Here is a 22,362-nt window from a genome sequence, read left to right as displayed (position 1 = left end):
TTCGTATTAGAAAAACGTTAGTCCTATAGCAAAAATAAAGCCTGATACAATTAACGTCGTCACGCAATAGCCCATTATATCTCGTGCTCCCAGTCCTGCGATGGCTAGTGCAGGCAGTGCCCAAAACGGCTGCGCCATATTCATCCACGCTTCTCCATAAGCAATGGCCATCGCAGCGACTCCCGGATCTACGCCGAGCTGTTCAGCTGCTGGCATAATAAAAGGTCCTTGTACAACCCAGTGTCCCCCTCCCGACGGAACGAAAAAGTTCACAACGCCGGAACTTAAAAACGCGAGAAACGGAAATGTCGTTTCATTTGAAATCGAGATAAAGGCGTTCGTTAGCTTCCCGCCTAAACCTGATAGCTCCATCATGCCTTGTATACCTGCATAAAACGGAAACTGAATCACAATCCCAGCGGTGCCTTTCGCCGCATTAGAAACGGCATTCATATAGGATAAAGGCGTACGGTGAAGTAAAATACCCGTTGTAAAAAACAATAAATTCACTGTGTTAATATCCATTTTAAAGCCGTTTGTAGCAAAATAATAAATTAAATATGAATACCCAAGAAGCGCTATCGTCAGACTTAAAAACCTGCTGTTCTCCATGCGTACAGCAAATGTTGGCTTAGAAGAAGTTGTCTCAACAACTGTAGCCGGAGCCATTTCATCTTCCGCCAACAGTCTTGGATCAATTTCTACCACTTCTTTTCCCGTCGGCATCATCAGTCTTGTCATAATAGGAAGGACAATTAATAACCCGAGGGTAATAAATAAGTTGTACCCTGTAAAAATCGTGTCTGACAGCGGAATAAGTCCAGCCGTTTTTTCCATTGGGTTTCCAGGTGTAGCAGCGACAAGAGGAATAGAACCCGACAAGCCTCCGTGCCATGTTAAAAACCCTATGTAAGCACAGGCAATTAAAAACCGGTAATCAGATCCCGGCACGCGCTTCGCTACTTCTTTCGCAAACAGCGCACCTACAATTAAGCCAAACCCCCAGTTAATCATACAGGCCATAGCTGCGCCGAGCGTGACCAGAATTACCCCTTGCGCCGGAGTTTTGGCTAGCAGTGCTATGTTCACAAGCCACTTCTTTACAAGCGGGGAGCTGGCAAGCGCATGCCCTGTGACAAGCACTAAGCTCATTTGCATCGCAAATGCCAGAAGGTTCCAAAAGCCGCTTCCCCAAAACTGAACCATCTCAATCGGCCCGTGAGGAGTAAAAACAATACCTGATACAAATAAAATTAGCGTCAGGATTAAAGCAAATACAAACGGATCAGGTAAAAAGCGCTGCACAAGCGCCGTAAAGAAATTAGATAACGCTTTCATTTTACTCCTCCTTTACAGGAATACTCCTGTGAATAAATGTCGACAAGCATCTTTAATTATACATAATTTGTTGAAAATTGTTAATATTTAGTTTAAATAAAAAACCCTTCTGTTTTCCAGAAAGGTTTTACACACTAAACGTTTGAATAAGAGTTGGCTCTCCGTCAAGTTCAATTTTCTTTTCTTGAAAGGAAATATGTAAGCTTTCATAAATATGTTTCCAAAATGAAATAGCCCGCTTATTGCCTGCAAGCTCAATAATCATATACGTTCCTTTTCGATGAGAGAAAATGTCTTTTACCGTTTTAGAAGCGATGCCCTGCCCTCGGTATTTGTTTAAGATAAAAAAATCATTGATGCAGTAATCTGCTTCTTGCTGAAGTGCGGGCTGTTCAAGAAGTAAAAAAAAGCCCGTCAGCTTATCATCTACTTTAATAAAGTATGGCGAGAGGCCTTCTACTTTCCAAAACAGAGGCAGCTCTTCAAAATGGAAAGCTCCATCTTCGCGAATATCTAAAGAAGGTGTATACGCAGATAAATCGTGGAGATAAAGAGAATACAAATTTTGCAAAACGCCCGCTTGGCTTTTAGGTACTTTTTCAATCGTAAGCATTCCTAGTTCATCTCCTTCTTTTCCTATCATAAGGGTTTTTTGTGAAAGTTTACAGTAAAAATGTTTGAGGCAAAGTGAAGATGGATAGTCAAAAAGCTATTTTTTCATTTTGTAGATGTATGAAACGCAATAAAAAAACGATCATCTCCGGTACTGTACGCTCCGTCTGATAATCGTTTTTTATGTTTTGTTTGCTGATGCTGAAGTTTTTCCTTCTTTGTTTTGGTTTTGCGCGTTTCCATGTCTGCAAATATAAACAGGCTGCGGTTTAATTCTGGATTTCGCTTTCCTTCACGCGTCATTTTATCACGCATTTTTTTTGCTTTTGACTTTGCCATGTAACTTCCTCCCTATATAAACGATGTATACATATCTTACTGCTTTTTTATAAAATGTCAAGTTCAGAAGCACTGATGTGTTAACAGTGCTTCTGTATAGTCATGACTCTTTATTTTTCAGCATATCATCTAATTTTTGCTCCATACGCTGAAGCCTTTTTTCATTTGCCCCCTGCTTTTGAATCAACCTTTTTAAGCCTATAATAAATGCAATTATTACTCCTGCTATTCCTATCAGGATCAGCAGCATAAGAATTTGAAAAATAATATCACCTGTATTAACCATAGTTCCACCCTTAATCTATTTTTTTACATTATATCATTTTTTTGGATGTATATCGCTTTATTTTATAAAAAAAAGCCCTCAATACTGAGAGCTTCATTTACTATCTTCATCGTAAACCGTCCACTTTTCCTGTTTGATTTGATTGGAAACATCAATCAGTTTATTTTTTACCCGGTCCTTTTCCGGTCCTGTTAAAGGCGTAGGTCGGTAGTCGTTTCGCACTGTTGTGGAAGAAATACGGAATGGAATGACGTTGATGTCTTTATTCGTCGTTAGCTTTCCATCTTTAATCGTAAACTTCTGCTGAAATACAAATGTATCTTTATCACTTGGATTTTTGTTTCCGCCAAACATAAAGTTTCCTAAGCTATAGACAATAAATTTATTTTTGTACTCTTCAATTCCTTGAACAACATGAGGATGATGACCTAAAATTAAATCTGCTCCGTTATCAATTGTATACTTTGCCAATGCTTGCTGCGCTGTATCAGGAACATAGTGTCGTTCAGACCCCCAGTGGAAATGTACAATGATAATTTTAGCTCCTTTTTCTTTTAAAGACTTAATTCCATCTTTAATCTGGCTTCTTATTTCTTTGGTGTCATCCCAGCCCGGATATCCAAGCAACCCTACTTTGACTCCTTTTACCGTGGTGACGTATGTATCTTCATAGCCAAAATAACCTATTCCGCTTTTTTTTAAATTCTCTCTTGTATCATCATATCCTTGCTGTAAATAATCACGTGTATGATTATTAGCTAAGTTAACGGTTTCAATACTTCCTTGTTTTAAAATATTCACAAAAGAAGGATCACCTTTAAAACGAAATGTTTTACTTGCTTTTTCAGTCGCAGTTGTCAGCGTCGTTTCTAAATTAACCGTTGTTAAATCATCTTGTTCAAAAATCGACTTTACATTTTGTGTAAAATACGGAAGGCCATTTCTTGCCGCTACGTCATTAAAAGTAGAATCATAGCTGAAACTTTCATCATTTCCCAAAGTAAAATCTCCCGCTGCGCTAATTTTAATGGTTGTATTAATGCCCTCTTTTTTCTCTTTTTTTGTCGCTTTTTCTTTAGATTTTACAGCTTCTTCTTTTTTCTGCGGTTCAGAAGATGTTTGTTCTCCTGCTCCTCCGCACGCTCCCAGTAAAAAACACAAACTTCCATAAATAACAGCTTTTTTTAAATACTTGTTCATGTAACGTTAAAACCCCTTTTTACGTTTTAATAACTGTGTTTGGACATGGTGTTTAATGTTCATTTCGCCAAATACATACAATCTTCCTGTTATATCGGCAAAATAAGTGAAATTTTTATAAAAAAAGGAAATTCCAATCTTCTTTTTGAGTTAAAACAAGAGGTTTTTTTAATACAAGTGCTATGAAGAAAGCTGATGATCTTTGATAAACGTCAAGGAATTTACAAAAATATAGAGGTTTTCAAACATCACCTAAAATAAAAAACCTCCTTTGCTCATGCAAAGAAGGTTTTATCTAAACTTAACAAATCGAATCATTAGATTTAGGGTTTTTGAGTCCAAATATCGGTCGGATAAATAGTGCTAATCCTGTGCCAAGCATTGCCATAACCATCCATACCCATCCATGAAGACTAAATGAAGCAATGCCGCCAAAGTAAGCGCCGATGTTACAGCCAAAAGCAAGACGCGCACCATACCCCATTAAAAGGCCGCCAACAACAGCTGCTCCCGCAACTCCGGGCTTAATCTTTCCTGGTTTGAACGTCCCTTGCGCCGTCGCTGAAATGAAGGCCCCTAGTATAATCCCAAAGTTTAACACGCTGGTAGAGTCTGCTAGCACACTTTGCGTTAGCGCTTCTCCATTTGCACCTTGGAAAAATCCCCAGCTCGATACATCTATCCCGGCTGCCATCATGGCTTTTCCACCCCATAATGCAAAAGCAGAAGTGATTCCCCAAGGGTTTCCTCTTACAGCAAGTGTCAATGCATTTAATACGGCCAGCACAATCGCTGCTGTGAATAGAGGCCAAGAGCCGCGAATAATCTTTGTCCACCCTTTTGTAGTAGGAAGCTGTTTCATCATAGGCGGATTTTTCTTTTTGGCAATTTGAATCGTAATCCAGTAAATCGCTGCGAACGCGATAAGCTGTATAATCCAAGCTCCAAAATAACCAAGACCTGTCGATTCAGCTAATGAGATAGGGGGAAGCGAAGGTTGCTTTTGCCAAAATGGCAAATGATACGCCCCAAACATAGAACCTACAATAAAGGCTAAAAGCGTTAAAATCATAGAAGAAGAGCCGCCGCCTAACGAATACAGCGTCCCTGAGGCACATCCATTTCCTAACTGCATGCCAATTCCAAACATAAACGAACCAACTATCACGCTTACTCCTACAGGTGAAACATATCCTTTTGGCGTTACCCCTGTAAAGCTAAAGCCTGTACTTAAAATAATAGCAAACAATGTTGACGCAATTGCAAGCATAAGCATATGCGCTTGCAAGCCTTGAACATTGCCGACAGATACAAGGCGGCGAAATGCTGATGTAAAGCCAAAACGTGCGTATAGAAGCGTCATCCCTAACGCTAGGCCGATAATAAATAAAACACCTTGCGTCCAATTAGTCGTGAGCACAATCGCAAGAAATAAAATAACTGCTGCTATAACCCCTCCTGCAAATAATGGCTTTTGCATAGGGCTTAATTCTGTTACAACAGTAGTCGGCTTTGATTTATATGATGAGTGCAACGTTTGTACCACATCATCAACTCCTTTTCTGATAGAAATACTAAGAATTAATATTTATCATCTTATAGCACTTCCCTTCTCCTGTAAACTGTTTAGCAAAATGAAAGTGAATTGTTTATTTTTTAAATTTTCTTACCTTTAGTCATACGAAAAGCAGAAGTTTCTATTCTTCTGCTTTTCGCTGCTAAACGTAAATAGAATGAATCTCTTTTACCGGAGTAGGATGAGGCTTTGCAAAATAATACCCTTGAAACAAATCATATCCCATCTCTATCAGGCATTTTAAATCTTCTTCTGTCTCTACCCCTTTCGCAAGAGCCTTCGCCCCCATTTTATGAGTGATAGCTAACATCTCTTGGGCCACTTTTTTCTGTTTCTCATTTTTACTGACTCCGTTTGTGAATTCAAATGCTAACTTCACCACGTCAGGCTCCACTTCTAAAAGCCTCTTCAGCGTGTTATAACCAACCCCTACGTCATCTAAAGCATATTTAAATCCATGGGAACGATAATAATTCAAAATGTTTTTTAAATGCTCAATATCTTGAACATCCTCCGTTTCAATCACTTCAAACACTATTTGCTCGGGTTTTATATTCAATTCTTAAATTAACGCAAATGTAGATGCCAAGCAATGCTCGGGATTATATATTGCTGTAGGAATAAAGTTAATAAAAATCAGCTGACGATCAATAATACTAGCATTTTTTACAGCTTCTAAGCGGCAGGCTCGGTCAAGAGCGAAGGTTTTATTTCTTATTTGAGCAGCTTCAAACATTTTAAAAGGCGGTATAATACTTCCGTCTTCTTCTAATCCTCTTGATAAAATTTCGTGCCCAACGATATGCACGCGTTCGTGATCAATCGATACAATCGGCTGATAATATGAGCAAATTCGCTTGTCTTCAATCAGCTCATCAATCCACAAGGCATCTTTCATTTTTTGAAAAACGGTGATTGGCTCCATACCCCCCAGGTTTTCAAACGGGCTCCGCTGCTTGGCTTCTACAGCCCACACATGCCGAGGGTCTAGATGCTGATGAACATAATCCATAAAACTCCAAAAGATATCTTCCCTCATCCAGAACATATCTTCTCCAAGAGTCTTCCATTGATTTTGAGAAATATCTTTAAAGTATTTTTCCAATTTCTTCACATCGTTTGACTTCTGAAAAGAAACCGTATATCCTGTCCTAATTGGCAGACACCCGTCGCACCCCATAGTTCATCTTCTCCCTCATTTATCATCAGTTTTTTGTAGGTAAACATGGATAATTCTAGGGACTATACCACTTTCAAGAAATTTGCAAACCCTATTTTCCCTTTAAAATAGAACGTACTAAAAAGTTTTGGTAAAATGGTAGACGGCTTTTATTATCTAGATCATAGAAGAACTTGATATAAGGAAGTGAACAATGCATGAGCAAAAACCGTTTTACGAAGTGGTTTTTATTTTCTCTAATACTCTTTGCCTTAAGTACCGGAGCAATGTATTATATGCTGTACATATCGTACTGGACGTATTCTATTAAGCTGTTTTTAATCGCGGTACCACTCTTCACCTTATTATCGGTTGCTTTTGGTTCGTTGGTAATCATCCATGAGCGCAAAAGAAAACGTGTATTTCAGCTGCAAAATGAAGGAGCCAGTCCTAAAAGTACGTTTATTCAAGGATTTTCCGAAATAACGGTAGGAGCAGGATGCATCGTGCTGTGCTTTTTTCTTTTTCTTTATTTTCTAATGGATTATTGAGTACATATAAAAAAGACGAGCAGGCAGCTCGTCTTTTTTTATTTGGATCTTTCTAGAATATCTCGAACGCTTGCATAGTCAAGCTCTTTATAAGTGCCAACACCTGGTTTTACAAAGGTCTTTTCAACAATCGCATCAAATTCACGATCATCAATATCATAGTCACGCAAGCTGTTCGGGGCTCCTAAGTCATTCCAGAAAGTGCGAAGCGCTTTTGCTCCTTCCATTGCTGTTTCTTCATCGCTTTTTCCTGCTGGATCAATGCCAAATACGTTTACAGCCAATTGTTTTACACGGGAAGGGTCTTCTTTTAAGACGTGCTCCAGCCAGTTAGGGAACAAGATAGCAAGACCGCCTCCGTGGGGAATATCATATACAGCCGACAGAGCATGTTCGATACGGTGAGTAGCCCAGTCTCCCCCGTCCGTTCCGTTTGCTAAGCTTCCGTTAAACGCCGTCGTGCTGATATACATCATCGTTTCACGATACTTATAAGAAGTCAGGTCTTTAAGAAGCTTAGGACCTTCTTGTACAGCCGTTCTTAGTAAAGATTCAATAAAGCCGTCGATCATCGGCGTATTTTCCGTGCGATGAAAATAGTGTTCAAGCGCATGCGACATACTGTCAACAATTCCATAGACGGTTTGATCGCGCGGCACTGAAAATGTGTACGTCGGATCTAAAATAGAAAAGACGGGAAATACGTGAGAAGACGTCCATCCGAGCTTTTCTTTTGTTTCCCAATTTGTTATAACAGAAGTTGAATTCATTTCAGACCCAGTTGCTGCAAGTGTTAATACCGTTCCAAAAGGAAGCGCATCTGTAATCTCTTTTTTACGTGTAATTAAATCCCATGTATTTCCTTCATACACGGCTCCAGCTGCAATAGCTTTTGTACAATCGATTACACTTCCTCCCCCAACGGCTAAAAGAAAATCAATGTTTTCTTTTTTACATATATCCACGCCTCTAGCTACCGTAGTCAAACGAGGATTAGGTTCTACACCAGACAGCTCGTGAACAACCGCGTTAATAGACTGAAGTTCAGCTTTCACTTCGTCGTATACGCCATTTCGTTTGATACTTCCTCCTCCGTATACTAACAGAACGTTTACTTGTTTATGATAAGAAGCAAGCTCTTGCGATAGCTTCGTAATTTGATTTTTTCCAAAGTATAATTTTGTAGGATTGTGCTGCAAAAATATATTCATGTTCTACACCTCTAGTTTCATGTTTTATAAAAAGTGTAGCACGAAAACTACTTCATCATTATTGAAGATTCTCTATATCTATTATCAATATTTTTGATAACCTTCTTGAACAAGTGAAATAAATTGTTGAATAGGTGCCGTCAGCCATTTTTTCTTTTTGAATATGAGCTGTGAATAAAGATAAAATTCTTCGTGGTCAAACGGGACTTTAATCAGTTTTCCACTTTCCATCTCTTGTTTTACCGCTATTTCCGGTACAAGAGCAATACCTAAATTATCCGCTACGCACTGTTTAATCGCTTCAAGACTGCTAAACGAGATGACCGATTGCATATGAATACCGCTGCTGCGCATCATCTCTTCTAAAAGCGTGCGATAAGGGCAGCCGCTCTCAGTTAAAATAATGGTCTCTCCCTCAAACTCTTCCATTAGAACGCTGTTTCTTTTACTAAAAGAATGAGAAGACGAAGCAATCATAACCATGTTTTCTTTTCGAATAGGAATCACTTCTAAACTTGAAGATGTTTGAAGGCGATCAAGCAAAACGGCTACATCATACTTTCCGTCAATAATTCCTTGTGTTAAATTTGGACATAAACCCGCTTCTAGCATAATCTTTAGAGAAGGGTGCTGTTTTTTTAATTCACGAATATACGGTGTAATAAAATAGGCGGCCAGCGACTCCACGGTTCCTATTGAAACGGTTCCTCTAGCATCTTCGTTCGTAGTAAGGCGCTCTTTTGCTTCATTTAATAACTCGGTTACTTGATTCACATAATAAAGCAATTCTTCACCAGGCTGAGTCAGCTTCATTTTTTGTCCTGTTCGTTCAAATAGTTTTTGACCGTAATGATCCTCTAATTTTTTTATATGAGTGGTAACGCTTGACTGAGCATACCCTAACTCCTCGCCCGTTCGTGTATAGCTCCCCCACTTCGCTACTTCTTTGAATGTATATAAATAGTTAATATCCATATGCTGCTCCTTATGTACTGCTGTTTGGTTTCGTTGTCCATATGTTAAAGCTGTTCTAGTAATTAGAACTTATACGTAAATAGAATCACAGTACAGTATAAGCGAACTCGTTTTGCCAAGCAATTTTATCAACCTTAAAAATTCTTTTTATATTAGGCAATTACGCCGTTTTTTGTTCATAGAATGAAAAACAAACCTATGAAAAGAAAGGGTGTATCTCATGACAGCCTACAAAGAAGTGTTATATAAAGGAAAACGCTTTGTACTGATTCACGTATATGATTCAGGATACTGTGAAATTCGACCGATTGATCATGCTTTTAAAGTCGAACTTGTGCGATTAGATGAGATAGAACAATGTGGATAACAATCATGAACGCAGCTAATGCAGCTGCTTTTTTATTTGTATTAAAAACAAGTGGATGAGATAAAAATAGCTGAATTGGCTGGCCTTTTACATAATTTCTTCCTGTATACTTTGTAACTAAGGATATTCGCACTTATTTAGTTTCTATACTTACTCGAGGTGATTACATGAAAAAAGGCTGGCTGGAATGGATATTATTATCCGTGGCGTTAATTTGGGGAGCCAATTATGCAATCGGAAAATTTGGAGTTGCTCATATGTCTTCCATTCAATTTAGCGCACTGCGTTTTATAATGGTTGCTCCTATTCTTTTACTTATTACAGGAATAATAGAGCGAGGCATTCGGATCGAAAAAAAAGACTGGGGACGCTTAATAGCGGTCAGTATAGTAGGCGTTACGCTCTATCAAACGCTGTTTATGGTATCTGTTAAGTATACGACAGCTACAAATGCTTCTTTACTTATTTCGATGTCTCCTATTTTCACAGGAATCCTAGCTATATTATATAAGCATGAAGCTTTTTCGTTAAAAACACAGCTAGGCTCTGTGCTTGCTTTTTTCGGGGCTGCGTTTGTACTGCTGTTTGGTCACTCTAGTCATGCGCTGTCGCAGCTTGCATGGTTCGGAAATATCATGGGGATTGTCGCAGCCATTGCTTGGGGCTGGTACCCGATTTTAGCAAAACCTTTAGTCGTAAAATATTCTGCTTTGCGCGTGACTGCCTGGTCTGCTTTAATCGGAGCTATTCCGCTTACTGTCTACTGTCTTTTCACCTATCAAACACTTGTATGGCCAACAGATATAGGCAGCTGGAGCTCTCTGGCATACTCTGTTTTGTTCGTAACGGTTTACGGACTGGTGATGTGGTATGTAGGAATTGGAAAAATTGGCTCTACAAAAGTAATGGTCTACATGTATGTTATTCCTTTGTTCGCCGTTGTTTTTGCTGCTGTAGCTATCGGAGAGACCATCAATGCTATGCAGCTGCTTGGAGGACTTATTATTTTTAGCGGTTTGTATATTGTCAAAAAAAGCCCTGCTCCTAAAACAGCTCTTAAACTTAAAAGAGCAAACTAAAAAGAGTAACGGGTTCGGTTGATACGGAAAAAATGCTAAAATAGATGCAAATGAAAACATAATTAGCATCTATTTTAATAGTGAATTAGCAATATGAATGGTAATGAATAACGCTCAGATTTTTTCTGAGCGTTATTCGTATATTACTTTAATGTCCTAAATTTAATTAAACGCCCGTTGGTTTGATTAATGAACATTTAGTATATGGATTTTTAGTTTATATTCATGAGTGATTTTATGTTGATTGTATACGCGTTTAAAGCCGTTTCGTTCATAAAATAACTTGGCTTCGTCCATATCTGTATATAAGACGAGAGTGTCATAATAGTTCCTGCATAGTGAATGATTTCTTTTAAAAGTTGTTTGCCTACACCCTTTCTACGAAACTGAGCTGAAACATAAAACCTTCTTACTCTTCTAACGTTAGCATACTGGCTGTAAGGATTTTGATTAAGGCCGGCTACGCCAATTAATTTGTTTTTTTCACCGTAAACTTCCCACAATCTTTCGCCTATTTTGTTAAATACGTTTTGCCCGTTTTTATACTCCACTATTAGCTTGGTAAGAAAGAAAAAGCCTTCCTCCTGGCTTTCTATTAACAGCTCTTTTATATCATGCTCCACAAGCTACGTCATCCTAATGATTCTCATATACCTCCTCTCCGTTCAGCAGGTGTCTTGTCTATTTCGATAGAATGCTTGTTATACATTAATCCTGCCATGCCTATTAGAGCCGTTAAAAGTAACATGAAGCTTGAAAATAGATATACAAACCTTACCCCAAACAGGTCGGCTACTGTCCCTACAAATGCTATGGAAAGTATAAATACAGCCTGTACAAGAGTTGATTTTGCCGCTATTACTTTAGGAAGCATCCCGTTGCTGCAGATATTTTGATAAATGGTTTCCTGAGCTACATCTCGAAGCTGATAGGCAGGACCCATCATTATCAAAAGTACTAAAGCTAGATACGGGTTCGTTACTAGACCGTAAAAACCGGTTAAAACAGCATAACCGAGTGAGCCTGCGAACATAAAAAGCAAAAGCCTTCCTTTTACCATAGAAGACATTCGGTACACAATAATTCCTCCAACTATGCTTCCAAAATAATACGCACCGTTTATATACCCCCACCACGCTTCTCCTTTTTCAAGCACTTCTTTCACAAAAGAAAGAGTAATAGCTCCAATCCAAATGGTTCCAAAAAGCGACTCGATGATGTCCATTATAACGAGGGCTCTGATGCGTTTATGTATCCATAAAAAGCGCCATCCTTCCATTAGTTTTGCCGCTCTTCGCTTTTGTGTTTGTTTATATGTATGGGTTTCTTTTATAAACAGTAAGCAAACAAATGAGATCGATAGAAGACCTGCCGTTATAAATAGAGACTGAGTGGATCCAGTTAAGGACAAAACGAAACCACCAAGCGACCACCCTGCAAACAGAAAAGTCTGATCAATTGTTGAAAGCAAGCTATTCGCCTGCATTCTTTGACTATCATTTACTAAGCTGCGTACAACTGACGTTTTAAAAATGGAAAAAAAGCCGTTAAAAAAAGAAATGATTCCAACAATGATAAAACCCATCGTTAGTACTGTGACTGTAAATTCTTGTGTGAGCAGCACATACAATCCAACAAGCATCCCTATCTGCATCACTTGAACAGACCGCATAATGTGAATGGATTTATACGTATCGGCTAGCAAAGGCACGCTAAGGCCGCTAAGGAGCCGCGCAAGTAAGCTCGTCATCGTAATCATCGACGCAAGAACTGTTGAACCGGTGTTTTCCTTTATATAGGAAGTGACAGCCATTGTATAAAGAACAAAACCTACATTTGCGGTTACTTGACTTGCTGCTAAAAGATAAAAACGCTGAGTCAATTCTTTTCTCCTTTCTGTTAGACGTAACATGCAAAAAGATAATTCGTTTTTTGTTAATTTTTACCTTTTAAACTATAACACTATTTGACGAAATCCAAAACAATCTATAATTTAGTAGATGGAGGTTTTTATGTTTAAATATAGTTTTCTTATTGTTCTTATCGCTTTTTTACTTATTAACTTTAACGGTCAGGAAAATCAAATTGTAGGAGGCAAAATAAAAAAGGAACGAAGTGAGGTTTTTTTTGGCGAGTACGACAGCTTTACGGGCTGCTACTCCCGGAGCATTAAACTCAAAAAAGGTGTAACCTACGCTTTTACGCTATCTAAAAATACCAAAAGCGGAGACCTGTCCCTGTACGTAGAAGATCCAAAACAGACACGATTTTTTGAAATGACTAATAACTCTCTTTATTTAACACCTGAAAAAACGAGGAGATATCGTATTAATTTTGTAGGCTCTGAGCATAAAGGCTCTTTTCAGCTTCACTGGAAAAGCAGTAATCAAAAAGAGAGCGAAAAATTTGTGTAATACCATTTTAGACAACGCTTAAACGAGGGGGAATGGTTTATGATTATTAATCAAGCTGTCCTGTACACCCACTTATTGGACACAATGAAGGATTTTTATGTAAATTCTCTCGATTTTCCATTAACCGCCGCTTCACCGCGTTCTTTTTCCATCAAGGTTGGTGAAAGTGAGCTAACCTTTAAAGAAAGTTCTCTACATACAAAGCCCTTTTACCATTTTGCTTTTAATATTCCAGCAAACCGCTTTATGGAAGCAAAGCAATGGGCTACTCAGAGAGTCTTCCTCAATACGGAAGAGAAGAAAGATGAGATTTATTTTGAAGCGTTTGATGCTCATTCGTTTTATTTTGAAGACCCTGCTCATAATATTGTTGAATACATTTCAAGACATTCGGACTGCCCGTCATCCAAGGAACCCTTTTCTTCTAAGTCACTTTTAAGCATAGGAGAAATCAACTTGACAACTCCTCATGTCTACTCTGTAGGAACACAGCTTATCAACTCCGGTATCACCGTACGTAACAACAGGCTATTAAACGCTACATTTAATTTTTTAGGAAGCGACAGTGCGTTTTTTCTTGTAGGGACGCCTAAAAGACGGTGGTTTTTTTCGAACCGAGACTCTGAAGTTCATCCATTAATGGCAAAGGTCAATCATTCTCTAACGGTTGCGCTCGACGAAGAAGGAATGTTGAAGATTACGCAAGAATAATTGTTTTTTTAATAAAGCCACGTAACAAGCGAAATTATTACGTGGTTATTTTTGTTCAAAATTCAGCACATACTCCCCCTAGAGGTTTTGTATATAGTTCTCGATGTCCTTTCTGTTCATCAGCATAAAAATCTTGCAATTCTCATCATTTTTAAGCTTTTTAAACCGGTTTCTCATCTTTTTTTGCCGCTCTCGATACGTAGTAAGAATAAACGTAAAAAATGACCAATCTACTTTTTCAGGGCATCCTTTTGCCATATCTTCACGCGTTTTTCTTGCATATACGATTCTCCGCTTTATTACTCGGTACACACAAACGATGAGCGGCAGCTCTAAATAAATAATGGTATCTGCGCGCTTCACTCGCAGGTCATACGAATTGCTGTAGTTCCCGTCGATAATCCAGCTGTCTTTTTTTACAATGTGCTCCTGCAATTCTCTAAAGCTATCATTGTCTCTTTCCTTCCAGCCAGGCTGCCAATACAGGCTGTCTAAATGATATACTTCTAGATCAAGCTTTTCCCCTAATTTCTTGGCAAAGGTAGACTTTCCTACTCCTGGAGAAACGCCCATTACCAGTACTCTTTTCATCTTATCACCTTACCTTTTTAAGAAATAAAGCTGATTGAAGAGAAGGCAGCTGTTTATAGCTGACTCGGCGCATTCAGTGTACTCGGAGCGAGCTGCTTTATAAAACGACTTCATGTTAGGATTTTTATTTCCATGATTTTCAGGCAACCTATAAATATTCATTATAAATTCCTATATTCCTTCTTGCTTTGTAGTAAATAGGTTGCTTTTATGAATCGTTTCCTTTACCTTAAATGTGAGTATATAAAAGTAAGGTGAAAAAAATGAATGCATCTATGCTAAAGAGATTTTTACGAAACCTCGGTATTTTTATTTATATTGTCATTGCAGCTATTAATATTTACTTAACAAGAAATGATTTGGGCGATATGCTTACCCGCCTTGTGCTGCTGACTATTTTACTTCCTTTGTTTTTTAGTTTTGTGTATGCGTTAGGAAAATCACATTTTAAAAGACAAGAAGAGCTCGCTGAACAAGAGAAGAAAAAAGAGTAAAAAAAGCCTTTTATCGAGGGGGATTCCCCTTTTTAAAAGGCTTTTTACTTTTTTTCATATAACTGAACATTAACTACATCAGGATGAACGTGATACTGTTTGGCAACTTGATTTACCATTTGCTGAATTTCTCTTTTCTTACGGGAAGAAAGGTGTTCGCGGGGCAGAAGAATCAGAATTTGAGCTTCCGCATAGTTATTCAGCACCCTAACTTCTTGAAAGCCATGCTGCATCAAAAAAGCTTTTAACGCTTTTTCAAAGTCTGTGCTTTCTTTTTGAACAACTATAGAAGGCTGATTGTAAGAAAATAGCGAAACCTCTTTCTCTTCAGGCTTTGTATACACCGTCCAAGCAGTTATAAGCACTGTGACAGTAATACCCAGATTTAACATCCACCTTTTCATACCACGAACGCTCCTTTTAATTAAGTTTGTTCATGATATGAAAAAATTCGTTCATTCATGCGTTATCTTCCTAGCCAGCCTCCGTCTATAGCAAGTAAGTGCCCATGAATATAGGCAGATGCATCAGATGCTAAAAAGACAACCGCTCCTTTAAAATCAGCTGCTTGCCCCCATCTGCCTGCGGGAATACGTTCAATGATTTGTCTGCTGCGCGTTTTATCGTTAATAAGTGCTTCATTCATATCAGTAGCAATATACCCTGGTACAATTCCATTAACATTTACGCCTTTTGCTGCCCATTCATTAGATAAAGCCTTTGTAAGCTGAGCAACTCCGCCTTTTGCTGCAGCATAGGCCGGAACGGTAATACCTCCTTGGTAAGAAAGCAAAGATGCCATATTAATGATTTTTCCGCTTCCTTGTTTAAGCATTTGGCGGCCCGCCTGCTGACATAACAACCATACGGTTTTTAAATTGACATTCATAACAGCATCCCAATCTTCCTCTGCAAAGTCTACAGCGGGTGAACGTCTTTGAATGCCAGCGTTGTTCACTAAAATATCGAGCTTTCCAAAATAAGCAACAACCGATGAGATCGCTTCGCTTACTTCAGAAGCATTTTCTAGATCACAATTAACAATAAAACATTTTCTTCCGAGACGTTCAATTTCTTCTTTTACTCCAAGAAATTCCTTTGATCGCTGCAGAAGAGCGATATCCGAACCTGCTTCTGCCAAAGCAATCGCCATTGATCTTCCAATTCCTCTTGTTGCTCCCGTAATCGCTGCTACTTTACCATCTAAAGAAAATAAATCTACTGTCATTGTTCATTCTCCTCTCCATTTGGTGCAAATAAAACCTTAAGTGATTCATCAGGCCGCTGCATAAACTCAAACCCTGCTTGAATATCTTCAAGCTGCAGTTTATGAGAAATTAAAGAATCTGCTGCTATTTCACCGTTTGCCAGTAAATCAATAGCCGTCTGAAAATCTTCCTTTGTATAACATCTCGTTGTAGTTAATGAAATTTCTTTAAAGTGCATCGCTGCTAAATCTACTTCTGGAGCGTTTTTGTATACGCTTACCACCACAATCTCTCCTTGAATACGGCTTGTTTCAACCATTTGTTTTGCTGTAATTTGATTTCCGGCTACTTCAAATACAACGTCTGCACCGACGTCATTCGTAAGCAAGCACACTTCTTTTACGACGTCTTTTTTCGCTGCATCAATTGGTATAAAGCCAAGTTCTTTCGCTTTAGTTAAGCGATAAGAACTAATATCTGAGATCATTACTTTTTTTGCTCCTGCTCGTTTCGCAATCATCCCGATCAGCAGTCCAATAGGTCCTGCCCCTAAAATGACAGCTTGGTCCCCTATTTTCAACCGCGAGCGTCGTACTGTGTGTACGGCAACCGCTACAGGTTCTGCAAGAGCTGCATGCGGGCTAGACAGTTTCTCTGGCAAGAGGTGAAGGCGGTTCACTGGAACAGCCACGTACTCCGCGAACCCTCCATCTTGATCAATGCCGATTAGTTTTAACTTCTTACAAACATGAAACTGTCCTCTTACACAGGCTTCGCACGTTCTGCAGCTAAGCGTAGGCTCAACTGCTACGCGGTCACCTAAAGAAAATTCCGTTTCCCCTCGGATCTCTTCTATAACTCCGCTGAATTCATGTCCCATAATAAGTGGCGCTTGTGCTCTAGGATGTTTTCCAAAATAAATCATCATATCCGTTCCGCAAATTCCAGCATGAGATACCTGTACAAGCGCTTCTCCTTCTTTTATAACCGGTTTCGCTTTTTGCTGCATAACGGCTTTTGTTTCTGAAACGTAGACACCTGCTTTCATTTTTTCATCCCCTTTGTATACTTGTCGACAGGTTAAAGATAAGAAGATCCAAAAACATTTTGAATCTTTTATCCCTTTTTTTATGCTTCATTCAAAAGTGAAGCTGTTATCGTATTTCGCGTATCTTCAAAGTGACGCTTCACTTCATCTTGAATACGTTCTGTATTTTGAGACTTTAATGCTTTAATCATTTCATGATGCTGCTTTATCAGTGGGAGCACAGCTGCTTTATCATCTCGAAATCTTTTTTCAGTGGTAATTAAAAGAGCAGCTAAAATAATTTCACGGATGCTTTCCCACAATTTTAATATCCGTTTGTGGTCTGCTTCGATAATCACGAGCTCATGAAACCGTAAATCTTGATAAGCAAACTCTACATAGTCATCGTATTTAGCTGCCATGTTCATTTGATCAATGCTTTGCTCAAGCTTTTTAATAAGCGAATCATGGTTGACTTCAGATAAACGTTCTAAGACAAAATGTTCTAAAAGCAGACGAACATCGTACAGCTCGTTTAAATCCCTAGTTGTTAAACCAATAACAACTGCTCCCATTCGCTGTAAATCAATGAGTCCTTCGTTTGAAAGGGTTCGCAGCGCTTCTCTTATAGGAGATCGACTCATTGCAAACTCTGCCGAGAGCTGATTTTCCGATAGTATGGCTCCTTTCTTCAGCTCGCCGCTCATAATTTGAATTCTTAATTTGCTTACAACTTGTTCTCCCAGCGACGCTCCGCGAAGCCATCTTTCCGGGTAGGTTACCTTTTTAATGTGTCATCACTTCCTTAGCCAACTTGTATACAAGTATTCAAGATTTAGTATATAGAGAAGCAACCTGATTGTAAACGTTTTCTTTATAGAACGTATATTTTTACAATTCTTTCTTACACTAAGAACTACTGATAAATAAAAGGTGGGAAGATGAATGAATCAAATTATATTATGGGGGATTCTTGTTATTCCATGGTTTTTACTGCTGCTGCTTGATAAACAGCGTGTTAAACGATTTTTTACTGTAGGGTTATTTGCTGCATTAATGATGACAATCGCCTATCAAGTAGCGGAAAAAATGCACTGGTGGACGGTTCAAGAAAACGTATTTTTTCTTACTAACATGGGAGCAACGATTTATTGCCTTCATATTGTGATTACGATCTTTGTCTTTTACCTTACGTATCCTGGGTTTATCTTGTACATAATTATTAACGTTATTTTAGATTTGATTCATGGTTATGTTATTGTTCCTTTTCTCGCTAAAATCGGGCTTTATAATCTGTATGATATCAGTCATTTTGGGCTTTTCCTTGTCATGACTACCGTAGCTATTATCCTTTACTTGTTTCAACGGCTGCTTGACTTTATATTTGAGGAAAGCCTTGCATAAAAAGCCACAGCAAACGCTATGGCTTTTTAATCAATTAAAAAATGGAATAACCGTATCTCCGCGAATCGGTTCAACGGCCGCATGAAACCGAATTAGCAAACTTTTTGACATTTCGATGTCAGAGGCATCCATGACGTGAAAATGAATGTGGGGTTCGGATGAATTCCCGGAATTTCCACACCTTCCGAGCAGCGTTCCTTTACGAACCACGTCTCCTTTTTTCACAGAAACCGATCCTTTCTTCAAATGCGCAAGCACACTGTATTCTTTTCCTTCATGCTCAATGATGACGTGATTTCCTAAAGGATTTTTTTTATTCGTATGTCCAATTTCATTATCTTCTTGACCATCAACTGCTGTGATAACGACTCCTTCAAGCGGCGCTACAACTTTTTTTCCATAGGCATAGTAATCTTCGTTTTTCATTCCATCATTTTTATAGCTTTGCTTTCCTTTTCTCACGACTAAATCATACGCATACCTTTGGTTTTCGACTGGATGGTGATAGTTCAACACCTCATGCTTTCCTCCCCAATAGACAAACCATTCACTTTGAATCGGCATCGTATATTTGTTTGTACTCCATCGATCTCTCTCTGAAAATGATTCTATAGGAGCAATCACAAGTGCTTGTATAATGTTATGTTCATCAAACATAACGCTGATGAATTTTGTCTGCGTAGAATTTAACCAAATAAACTGCTCAACTTGAGGAGTTAAATAGAGATTTGTTTCTAGTCTGTAGAACTGTTCTCCTTGATTAAACAATTTGCTCTGCTCCAAAAATTGCTGAAGCGAAACTTGACGTTTAAATTCTTCGCTTACACAATCATAAATTTTCTTAAAATCCCCTTGTGCAAATAAAATTCCAAACTCTTCGCTGATGTTCACTTTTCTCTCTGTATCCATCATTGTAATCCACCCTTTTATATGTATTTCAATTTGTTTGAATTATCTATAAGTAATACGTTTTATGTTATAAAAAGGTTTCATTTTCCAGTTATTCTATCTCAAAATCTTCTTCTATTCCGTATTTACAATTTTCTTAATCCATTTTATACTTATTTTACAAATATTTGAAAGGAGGTGCAGCATGATGAAAATAACGTTAAATAAGAAAATCAAGCTGCGCCGAATAAGTGTTTTTGGCGCTTAGATTTTAAGGAGATTTCACAATGAAAGTAGCATTAGTACGTCATTACAAAGTAAACAAAGGTCTTCCAGAAAACCACCGCTTATCCACTGACGAACTAGTGGCTTGGTTTCAGGAATATGATGAATCAGATATTACGTATGGAGAGACTGATTTGAATAATATCCAATGGAAACGCTGTTTTTCAAGCGATATGCCGCGAGCACACAAAACGGCAAAGCATATTTATAAACAAGAGATCACGCTTCTTTCGGAACTTAGAGAAATACCTATGCCTATTATTCCAGTAAAATTTAAACTTCCTTTTATCCTCTGGGTATTACTGTTTCGCATGTCCGGACTCATCAACAAACAAGCTCGTAAAGATATGGCTGAGACTAAGAGAAAAGTGGCAGCAGTGCTAGATCGCGCCATTTCCGAGTCAGAAGACGATTTGCTGATTGTCAGCCACGGAGGAATTATGAAGTTTATGCGTAAAGAACTTATAAAACGCGGCTTTAAAGGGCCTCGGTTTGATATTGCTGTTAACGGAAAGCTTTATTTATTTGAAAAGCAATAGAATGAAACTTACTAGAAAAAGTCGCTGAGACTACTCTCTGCGACTTTTTAATAACCATTTTCTTCAATTGTTAATGCTTCACGCAAAGCGATATCTTTTCGGATATTATGAGCGATTTCACGCGTGATTTCTCCTTTTTCATAAAGTTCTTGCACCGTTTCCCGCTCGGTATGAAACGCTTTATAACATAAATCTCTCGTTGTTTTTTTACGTTTGCGTGAATTATACTCCGTACTCTCTTTTCTAAGTCTTGCCATGGATCTATGGTATTCGCTAATAATAGCAAGTGAAATCATTCGATTTTCTTCGTTCATATTTTCTTTAATGACCTTTATCGCTTCTTCAATCATTTGAATACGTACTTTGTTCACTTTGCTTCTTCTTCGCAAGCTTTGTTTTCTTAACGCCTGCTTATTCGGTGAAAAAATTCGGACTAGTAATAATAAAACTTTTTTAAACCTCATCCAGCTCACCAATAATTTGTACCTTACACGATTGGTTACAGCCATTTCAAGCTTGTGCGTATGTTCCAAACAAATATACGCTGTCTCACGGTCTATTTTTTCCTCTTTTAATAGCTTTTCCACCAATTTCCCCTTGGCCTGAAGAGCCAGCAATCGAATTTCTTCTTCATACTGTTTGTTTTCAGAGGCTTCTAAAGGATGAGTTTTAACGATGATATTATTAATCGTTGTATTATACGTTGAAATTAACGAAAGGGCTGCTCCACGATTTTCCTCGGTCATTTCTCTTTTTAACCGCTGAATAGCAGCTTTGTGCACTTTAATGCGTGCTTTAACCTCTTTTGTATTGCGCTCAGGCTTCTTCGGCGCCTTTTCTGTTTTCGCAATGAGAGGTAAAAGAATACTTGCCGCAACTAGGGTTAACAATATAACGCCTGCTGCTAGAAAAATAATCAGAGAGCGTTCCGGAAAATCACTGCCGTTATCAAGCGTATATGGAATCGAAAATGCTCCGGCTAACGTAACCGCTCCTCGTACACCTGAAACCGTAATAATGCCAATAGAACGAGGCTCAGGTTTTAGATGCTTGTTATTTTTGTAATACCAGCCTACTGACCATGACACCATTACCCAAATAAATCGTAGTACAAGCAAAAAGACAGTAATAATCAAAATATAAAGAAGCACTTGTCCATTATTAAAGTTTGGATCTTGAATAATTGCTTTCGCCACTTTAGGTATTTGCAGACCAAGCAGTACAAACACCAAGCCATTTAACAAATATAAAATAACCGTCCAAGTACTTTTTGATACTACTTTAAGCTGCTGATTAGGTGATTCTTCTCGGTCGCGCTCAATCGCATGCACAATGCCGCCTGCTACAACTGCCAAGATTCCTGATAAATGAAAATGTTCAGCAATGTAGAAGACAACAAATGGAGTTAGAATTTGTATTAACATATGAATCGTAATATCTTCCATTCCTAAACGTCGAACAAGTACACGCAGTCTGATAATCAAAAAAGCGATAAATGCTCCTACAAACAAACCGCCCAGCGCTACCCAAAGGAACTGAAATGTAGCATCTACTATCGAAAAGACGCCCGTTACGGTAGCAGCTACTGCTACTTGAAACGCTACAAGACCAGAGGCATCATTCATCAGCCCTTCGCCTTCCAGCAAATGCATAATTCGCTTAGGCAGCTTTACTCGGCTCGCCATAGCTCCAACAGCCACTACATCTGTTGGGGACAAAATAGCGGCTAGTGCAAATGCCGCCGGTAACGGAATGGAAGGGATCAGCCAATTGATTAAATATCCCCCTACTGCCACCGTTACAAAAACCAGTCCCAGCGCTAGTAATAAAATAGGTGTACGAAGCTTCCAAAGAGCAGCTCTTGACACGTTTTTCCCATCATTAAATAATAGCGGGGCAATAAATAAAATAAAAAATAAATCAGGCTCTAAATGTACATCTCCACCAAATGGCAAGATAGCAAGCCCTGCTCCCAAAGCTATTTGAACTAATGGAACAGGAATAAATGGTACAAAATGATTAATGATATTAGATAGACCAATCAAAGCCAATAAGACTAATATCGTCAGAAAAAATTCCATGAAAACAATCGACTCCTACTTCTATTT

25 protein-coding genes and 1 pseudogene are annotated in these 22,362 nt (G+C 38.5%); 8 read left to right on the top strand and 18 right to left on the bottom strand.

Going from position 1 to position 22,362, the window contains the following annotated elements:
- Positions 1-6: 6 nt before the first annotated feature.
- The 7 genes and pseudogenes from AC0C45_RS16200 to AC0C45_RS16170 all read right to left on the bottom strand — a co-directional run bounded on the left by AC0C45_RS16200 (position 7) and on the right by AC0C45_RS16170 (position 6,249).
- Entirely contained in the window at positions 7-1,338 is a 1,332-nt protein-coding gene (locus AC0C45_RS16200) for a TIGR00366 family protein (RefSeq protein ID WP_014459643.1), read from the bottom strand.
- A gap of 127 nt (positions 1,339-1,465) precedes the next feature.
- Positions 1,466-1,951 (bottom strand): GNAT family N-acetyltransferase, encoded by a 486-nt coding sequence (locus AC0C45_RS16195; RefSeq protein WP_034651113.1) that lies wholly within the window; start codon positions 1,949-1,951, stop codon positions 1,466-1,468.
- A gap of 104 nt (positions 1,952-2,055) precedes the next feature.
- Positions 2,056-2,289, bottom strand: a complete 234-nt coding sequence (locus AC0C45_RS16190) for a hypothetical protein (RefSeq protein ID WP_034651110.1) — start codon at positions 2,287-2,289, stop codon at positions 2,056-2,058.
- Positions 2,290-2,389: 100 nt separating this feature from the next.
- The gene (locus AC0C45_RS16185; RefSeq protein WP_237892450.1) at positions 2,390-2,575 is read right to left on the bottom strand and encodes a DUF4083 family protein; all 186 of its coding nucleotides are present in this window, start codon (positions 2,573-2,575) and stop codon (positions 2,390-2,392) included.
- 93 nt (positions 2,576-2,668) lie between these two features.
- Positions 2,669-3,775, bottom strand: coding sequence for a CapA family protein (locus tag AC0C45_RS16180; RefSeq protein ID WP_034651106.1), 1,107 nt, complete (start codon positions 3,773-3,775; stop codon positions 2,669-2,671).
- A gap of 301 nt (positions 3,776-4,076) precedes the next feature.
- Positions 4,077-5,321 carry a YeeE/YedE family protein gene (locus AC0C45_RS16175; RefSeq protein ID WP_095379425.1) on the bottom strand — a complete coding sequence of 415 codons (1,245 nt, stop codon included), beginning with the start codon at positions 5,319-5,321 and terminating at the stop codon, positions 4,077-4,079.
- Between the two features lie 172 nt (positions 5,322-5,493).
- Positions 5,494-6,249, bottom strand: a pseudogene (locus AC0C45_RS16170) (EAL domain-containing protein).
- Between the two features lie 479 nt (positions 6,250-6,728).
- On the opposite strand from AC0C45_RS16170, the gene AC0C45_RS16165 reads away from it, so the two are divergent.
- Positions 6,729-7,061: a hypothetical protein gene (locus AC0C45_RS16165; RefSeq protein ID WP_034651098.1), complete on the top strand. Its 333-nt coding sequence runs from the start codon at positions 6,729-6,731 to the stop codon at positions 7,059-7,061.
- A gap of 38 nt (positions 7,062-7,099) precedes the next feature.
- On the opposite strand, the gene AC0C45_RS16160 is transcribed toward AC0C45_RS16165, so the two are convergent.
- Both AC0C45_RS16160 and AC0C45_RS16155 read right to left on the bottom strand, forming a co-directional pair.
- Positions 7,100-8,272, bottom strand: coding sequence for an iron-containing alcohol dehydrogenase (locus AC0C45_RS16160; RefSeq protein ID WP_095379421.1), 1,173 nt, complete (start codon positions 8,270-8,272; stop codon positions 7,100-7,102).
- 84 nt (positions 8,273-8,356) lie between these two features.
- On the bottom strand, positions 8,357-9,247 hold the full coding sequence (locus tag AC0C45_RS16155) for a LysR family transcriptional regulator (RefSeq protein WP_034651093.1): 891 nt from the start codon (positions 9,245-9,247) through the stop codon (positions 8,357-8,359).
- 220 nt (positions 9,248-9,467) lie between these two features.
- On the opposite strand from AC0C45_RS16155, the gene AC0C45_RS16150 reads away from it, so the two are divergent.
- Positions 9,468-9,614 (top strand): hypothetical protein, encoded by a 147-nt coding sequence (locus AC0C45_RS16150; RefSeq protein ID WP_013057506.1) that lies wholly within the window; start codon positions 9,468-9,470, stop codon positions 9,612-9,614.
- Positions 9,615-9,781: 167 nt separating this feature from the next.
- On the top strand, positions 9,782-10,693 hold the full coding sequence (locus AC0C45_RS16145) for a DMT family transporter (protein ID WP_034651091.1): 912 nt from the start codon (positions 9,782-9,784) through the stop codon (positions 10,691-10,693).
- Positions 10,694-10,905: 212 nt separating this feature from the next.
- Here AC0C45_RS16145 and AC0C45_RS16140 read toward each other — a convergent pair whose 3' ends face one another.
- Together AC0C45_RS16140 and AC0C45_RS16135 are read right to left on the bottom strand one after the other, a co-directional pair.
- On the bottom strand, positions 10,906-11,316 hold the full coding sequence (locus tag AC0C45_RS16140; RefSeq protein WP_233335001.1) for a GNAT family N-acetyltransferase: 411 nt from the start codon (positions 11,314-11,316) through the stop codon (positions 10,906-10,908).
- Between the two features lie 23 nt (positions 11,317-11,339).
- Entirely contained in the window at positions 11,340-12,575 is a 1,236-nt protein-coding gene (locus tag AC0C45_RS16135) for an MFS transporter (protein ID WP_128820413.1), read from the bottom strand.
- Positions 12,576-12,705: 130 nt separating this feature from the next.
- Between AC0C45_RS16135 and AC0C45_RS16130 the strand changes: the two genes are divergently transcribed.
- Together AC0C45_RS16130 and AC0C45_RS16125 are read left to right on the top strand one after the other, a co-directional pair.
- On the top strand, positions 12,706-13,107 hold the full coding sequence (locus AC0C45_RS16130) for a hypothetical protein (protein WP_034651085.1): 402 nt from the start codon (positions 12,706-12,708) through the stop codon (positions 13,105-13,107).
- Positions 13,108-13,146: 39 nt separating this feature from the next.
- Complete coding sequence (locus AC0C45_RS16125; protein ID WP_237892453.1) at positions 13,147-13,818, top strand: glyoxalase; 672 nt, start codon at positions 13,147-13,149, stop codon at positions 13,816-13,818.
- Positions 13,819-13,896: 78 nt separating this feature from the next.
- On the opposite strand, the gene AC0C45_RS16120 is transcribed toward AC0C45_RS16125, so the two are convergent.
- Positions 13,897-14,409, bottom strand: coding sequence for a P-loop NTPase family protein (locus AC0C45_RS16120; protein ID WP_047931835.1), 513 nt, complete (start codon positions 14,407-14,409; stop codon positions 13,897-13,899).
- Positions 14,410-14,672: 263 nt separating this feature from the next.
- Between AC0C45_RS16120 and AC0C45_RS16115 the strand changes: the two genes are divergently transcribed.
- Entirely contained in the window at positions 14,673-14,903 is a 231-nt protein-coding gene (locus tag AC0C45_RS16115) for a hypothetical protein (RefSeq protein ID WP_013057513.1), read from the top strand.
- 44 nt (positions 14,904-14,947) lie between these two features.
- On the opposite strand, the gene AC0C45_RS16110 is transcribed toward AC0C45_RS16115, so the two are convergent.
- From AC0C45_RS16110 to AC0C45_RS16095, 4 genes are all read right to left on the bottom strand, one after another.
- On the bottom strand, positions 14,948-15,307 hold the full coding sequence (locus tag AC0C45_RS16110) for a hypothetical protein (protein WP_237892454.1): 360 nt from the start codon (positions 15,305-15,307) through the stop codon (positions 14,948-14,950).
- Between the two features lie 62 nt (positions 15,308-15,369).
- Positions 15,370-16,131, bottom strand: a complete 762-nt coding sequence (locus AC0C45_RS16105; RefSeq protein WP_047931836.1) for a glucose 1-dehydrogenase — start codon at positions 16,129-16,131, stop codon at positions 15,370-15,372.
- Positions 16,128-17,159: a zinc-dependent alcohol dehydrogenase gene (locus tag AC0C45_RS16100; protein WP_047931837.1), complete on the bottom strand. Its 1,032-nt coding sequence runs from the start codon at positions 17,157-17,159 to the stop codon at positions 16,128-16,130. Before AC0C45_RS16100 ends, AC0C45_RS16105 begins: the two co-directional genes overlap by 4 nt.
- Positions 17,160-17,239: 80 nt before the next feature.
- The gene (locus AC0C45_RS16095) at positions 17,240-17,884 is read right to left on the bottom strand and encodes a GntR family transcriptional regulator (protein WP_211186168.1); all 645 of its coding nucleotides are present in this window, start codon (positions 17,882-17,884) and stop codon (positions 17,240-17,242) included.
- 199 nt (positions 17,885-18,083) lie between these two features.
- Between AC0C45_RS16095 and AC0C45_RS16090 the strand changes: the two genes are divergently transcribed.
- Positions 18,084-18,542 (top strand): hypothetical protein, encoded by a 459-nt coding sequence (locus AC0C45_RS16090; protein WP_237892455.1) that lies wholly within the window; start codon positions 18,084-18,086, stop codon positions 18,540-18,542.
- A gap of 30 nt (positions 18,543-18,572) precedes the next feature.
- Here the strand turns inward: AC0C45_RS16090 and AC0C45_RS16085 are convergent, their stop codons facing one another.
- Entirely contained in the window at positions 18,573-19,454 is an 882-nt protein-coding gene (locus AC0C45_RS16085) for a M23 family metallopeptidase (protein ID WP_237892456.1), read from the bottom strand.
- Positions 19,455-19,717: 263 nt separating this feature from the next.
- On the opposite strand from AC0C45_RS16085, the gene AC0C45_RS16080 reads away from it, so the two are divergent.
- Complete coding sequence (locus AC0C45_RS16080) at positions 19,718-20,254, top strand: histidine phosphatase family protein (protein ID WP_237892457.1); 537 nt, start codon at positions 19,718-19,720, stop codon at positions 20,252-20,254.
- Between the two features lie 47 nt (positions 20,255-20,301).
- Here the strand turns inward: AC0C45_RS16080 and AC0C45_RS16075 are convergent, their stop codons facing one another.
- Positions 20,302-22,335 carry a Na+/H+ antiporter gene (locus tag AC0C45_RS16075; protein WP_034651066.1) on the bottom strand — a complete coding sequence of 678 codons (2,034 nt, stop codon included), beginning with the start codon at positions 22,333-22,335 and terminating at the stop codon, positions 20,302-20,304.
- Positions 22,336-22,362 lie beyond the last annotated feature (27 nt).

This window comes from Priestia sp. VA7, assembly GCF_055710015.1.
Note: the sequence above shows the minus strand (reverse complement) of the source record. Positions and strands in the feature narration are given on the sequence as shown.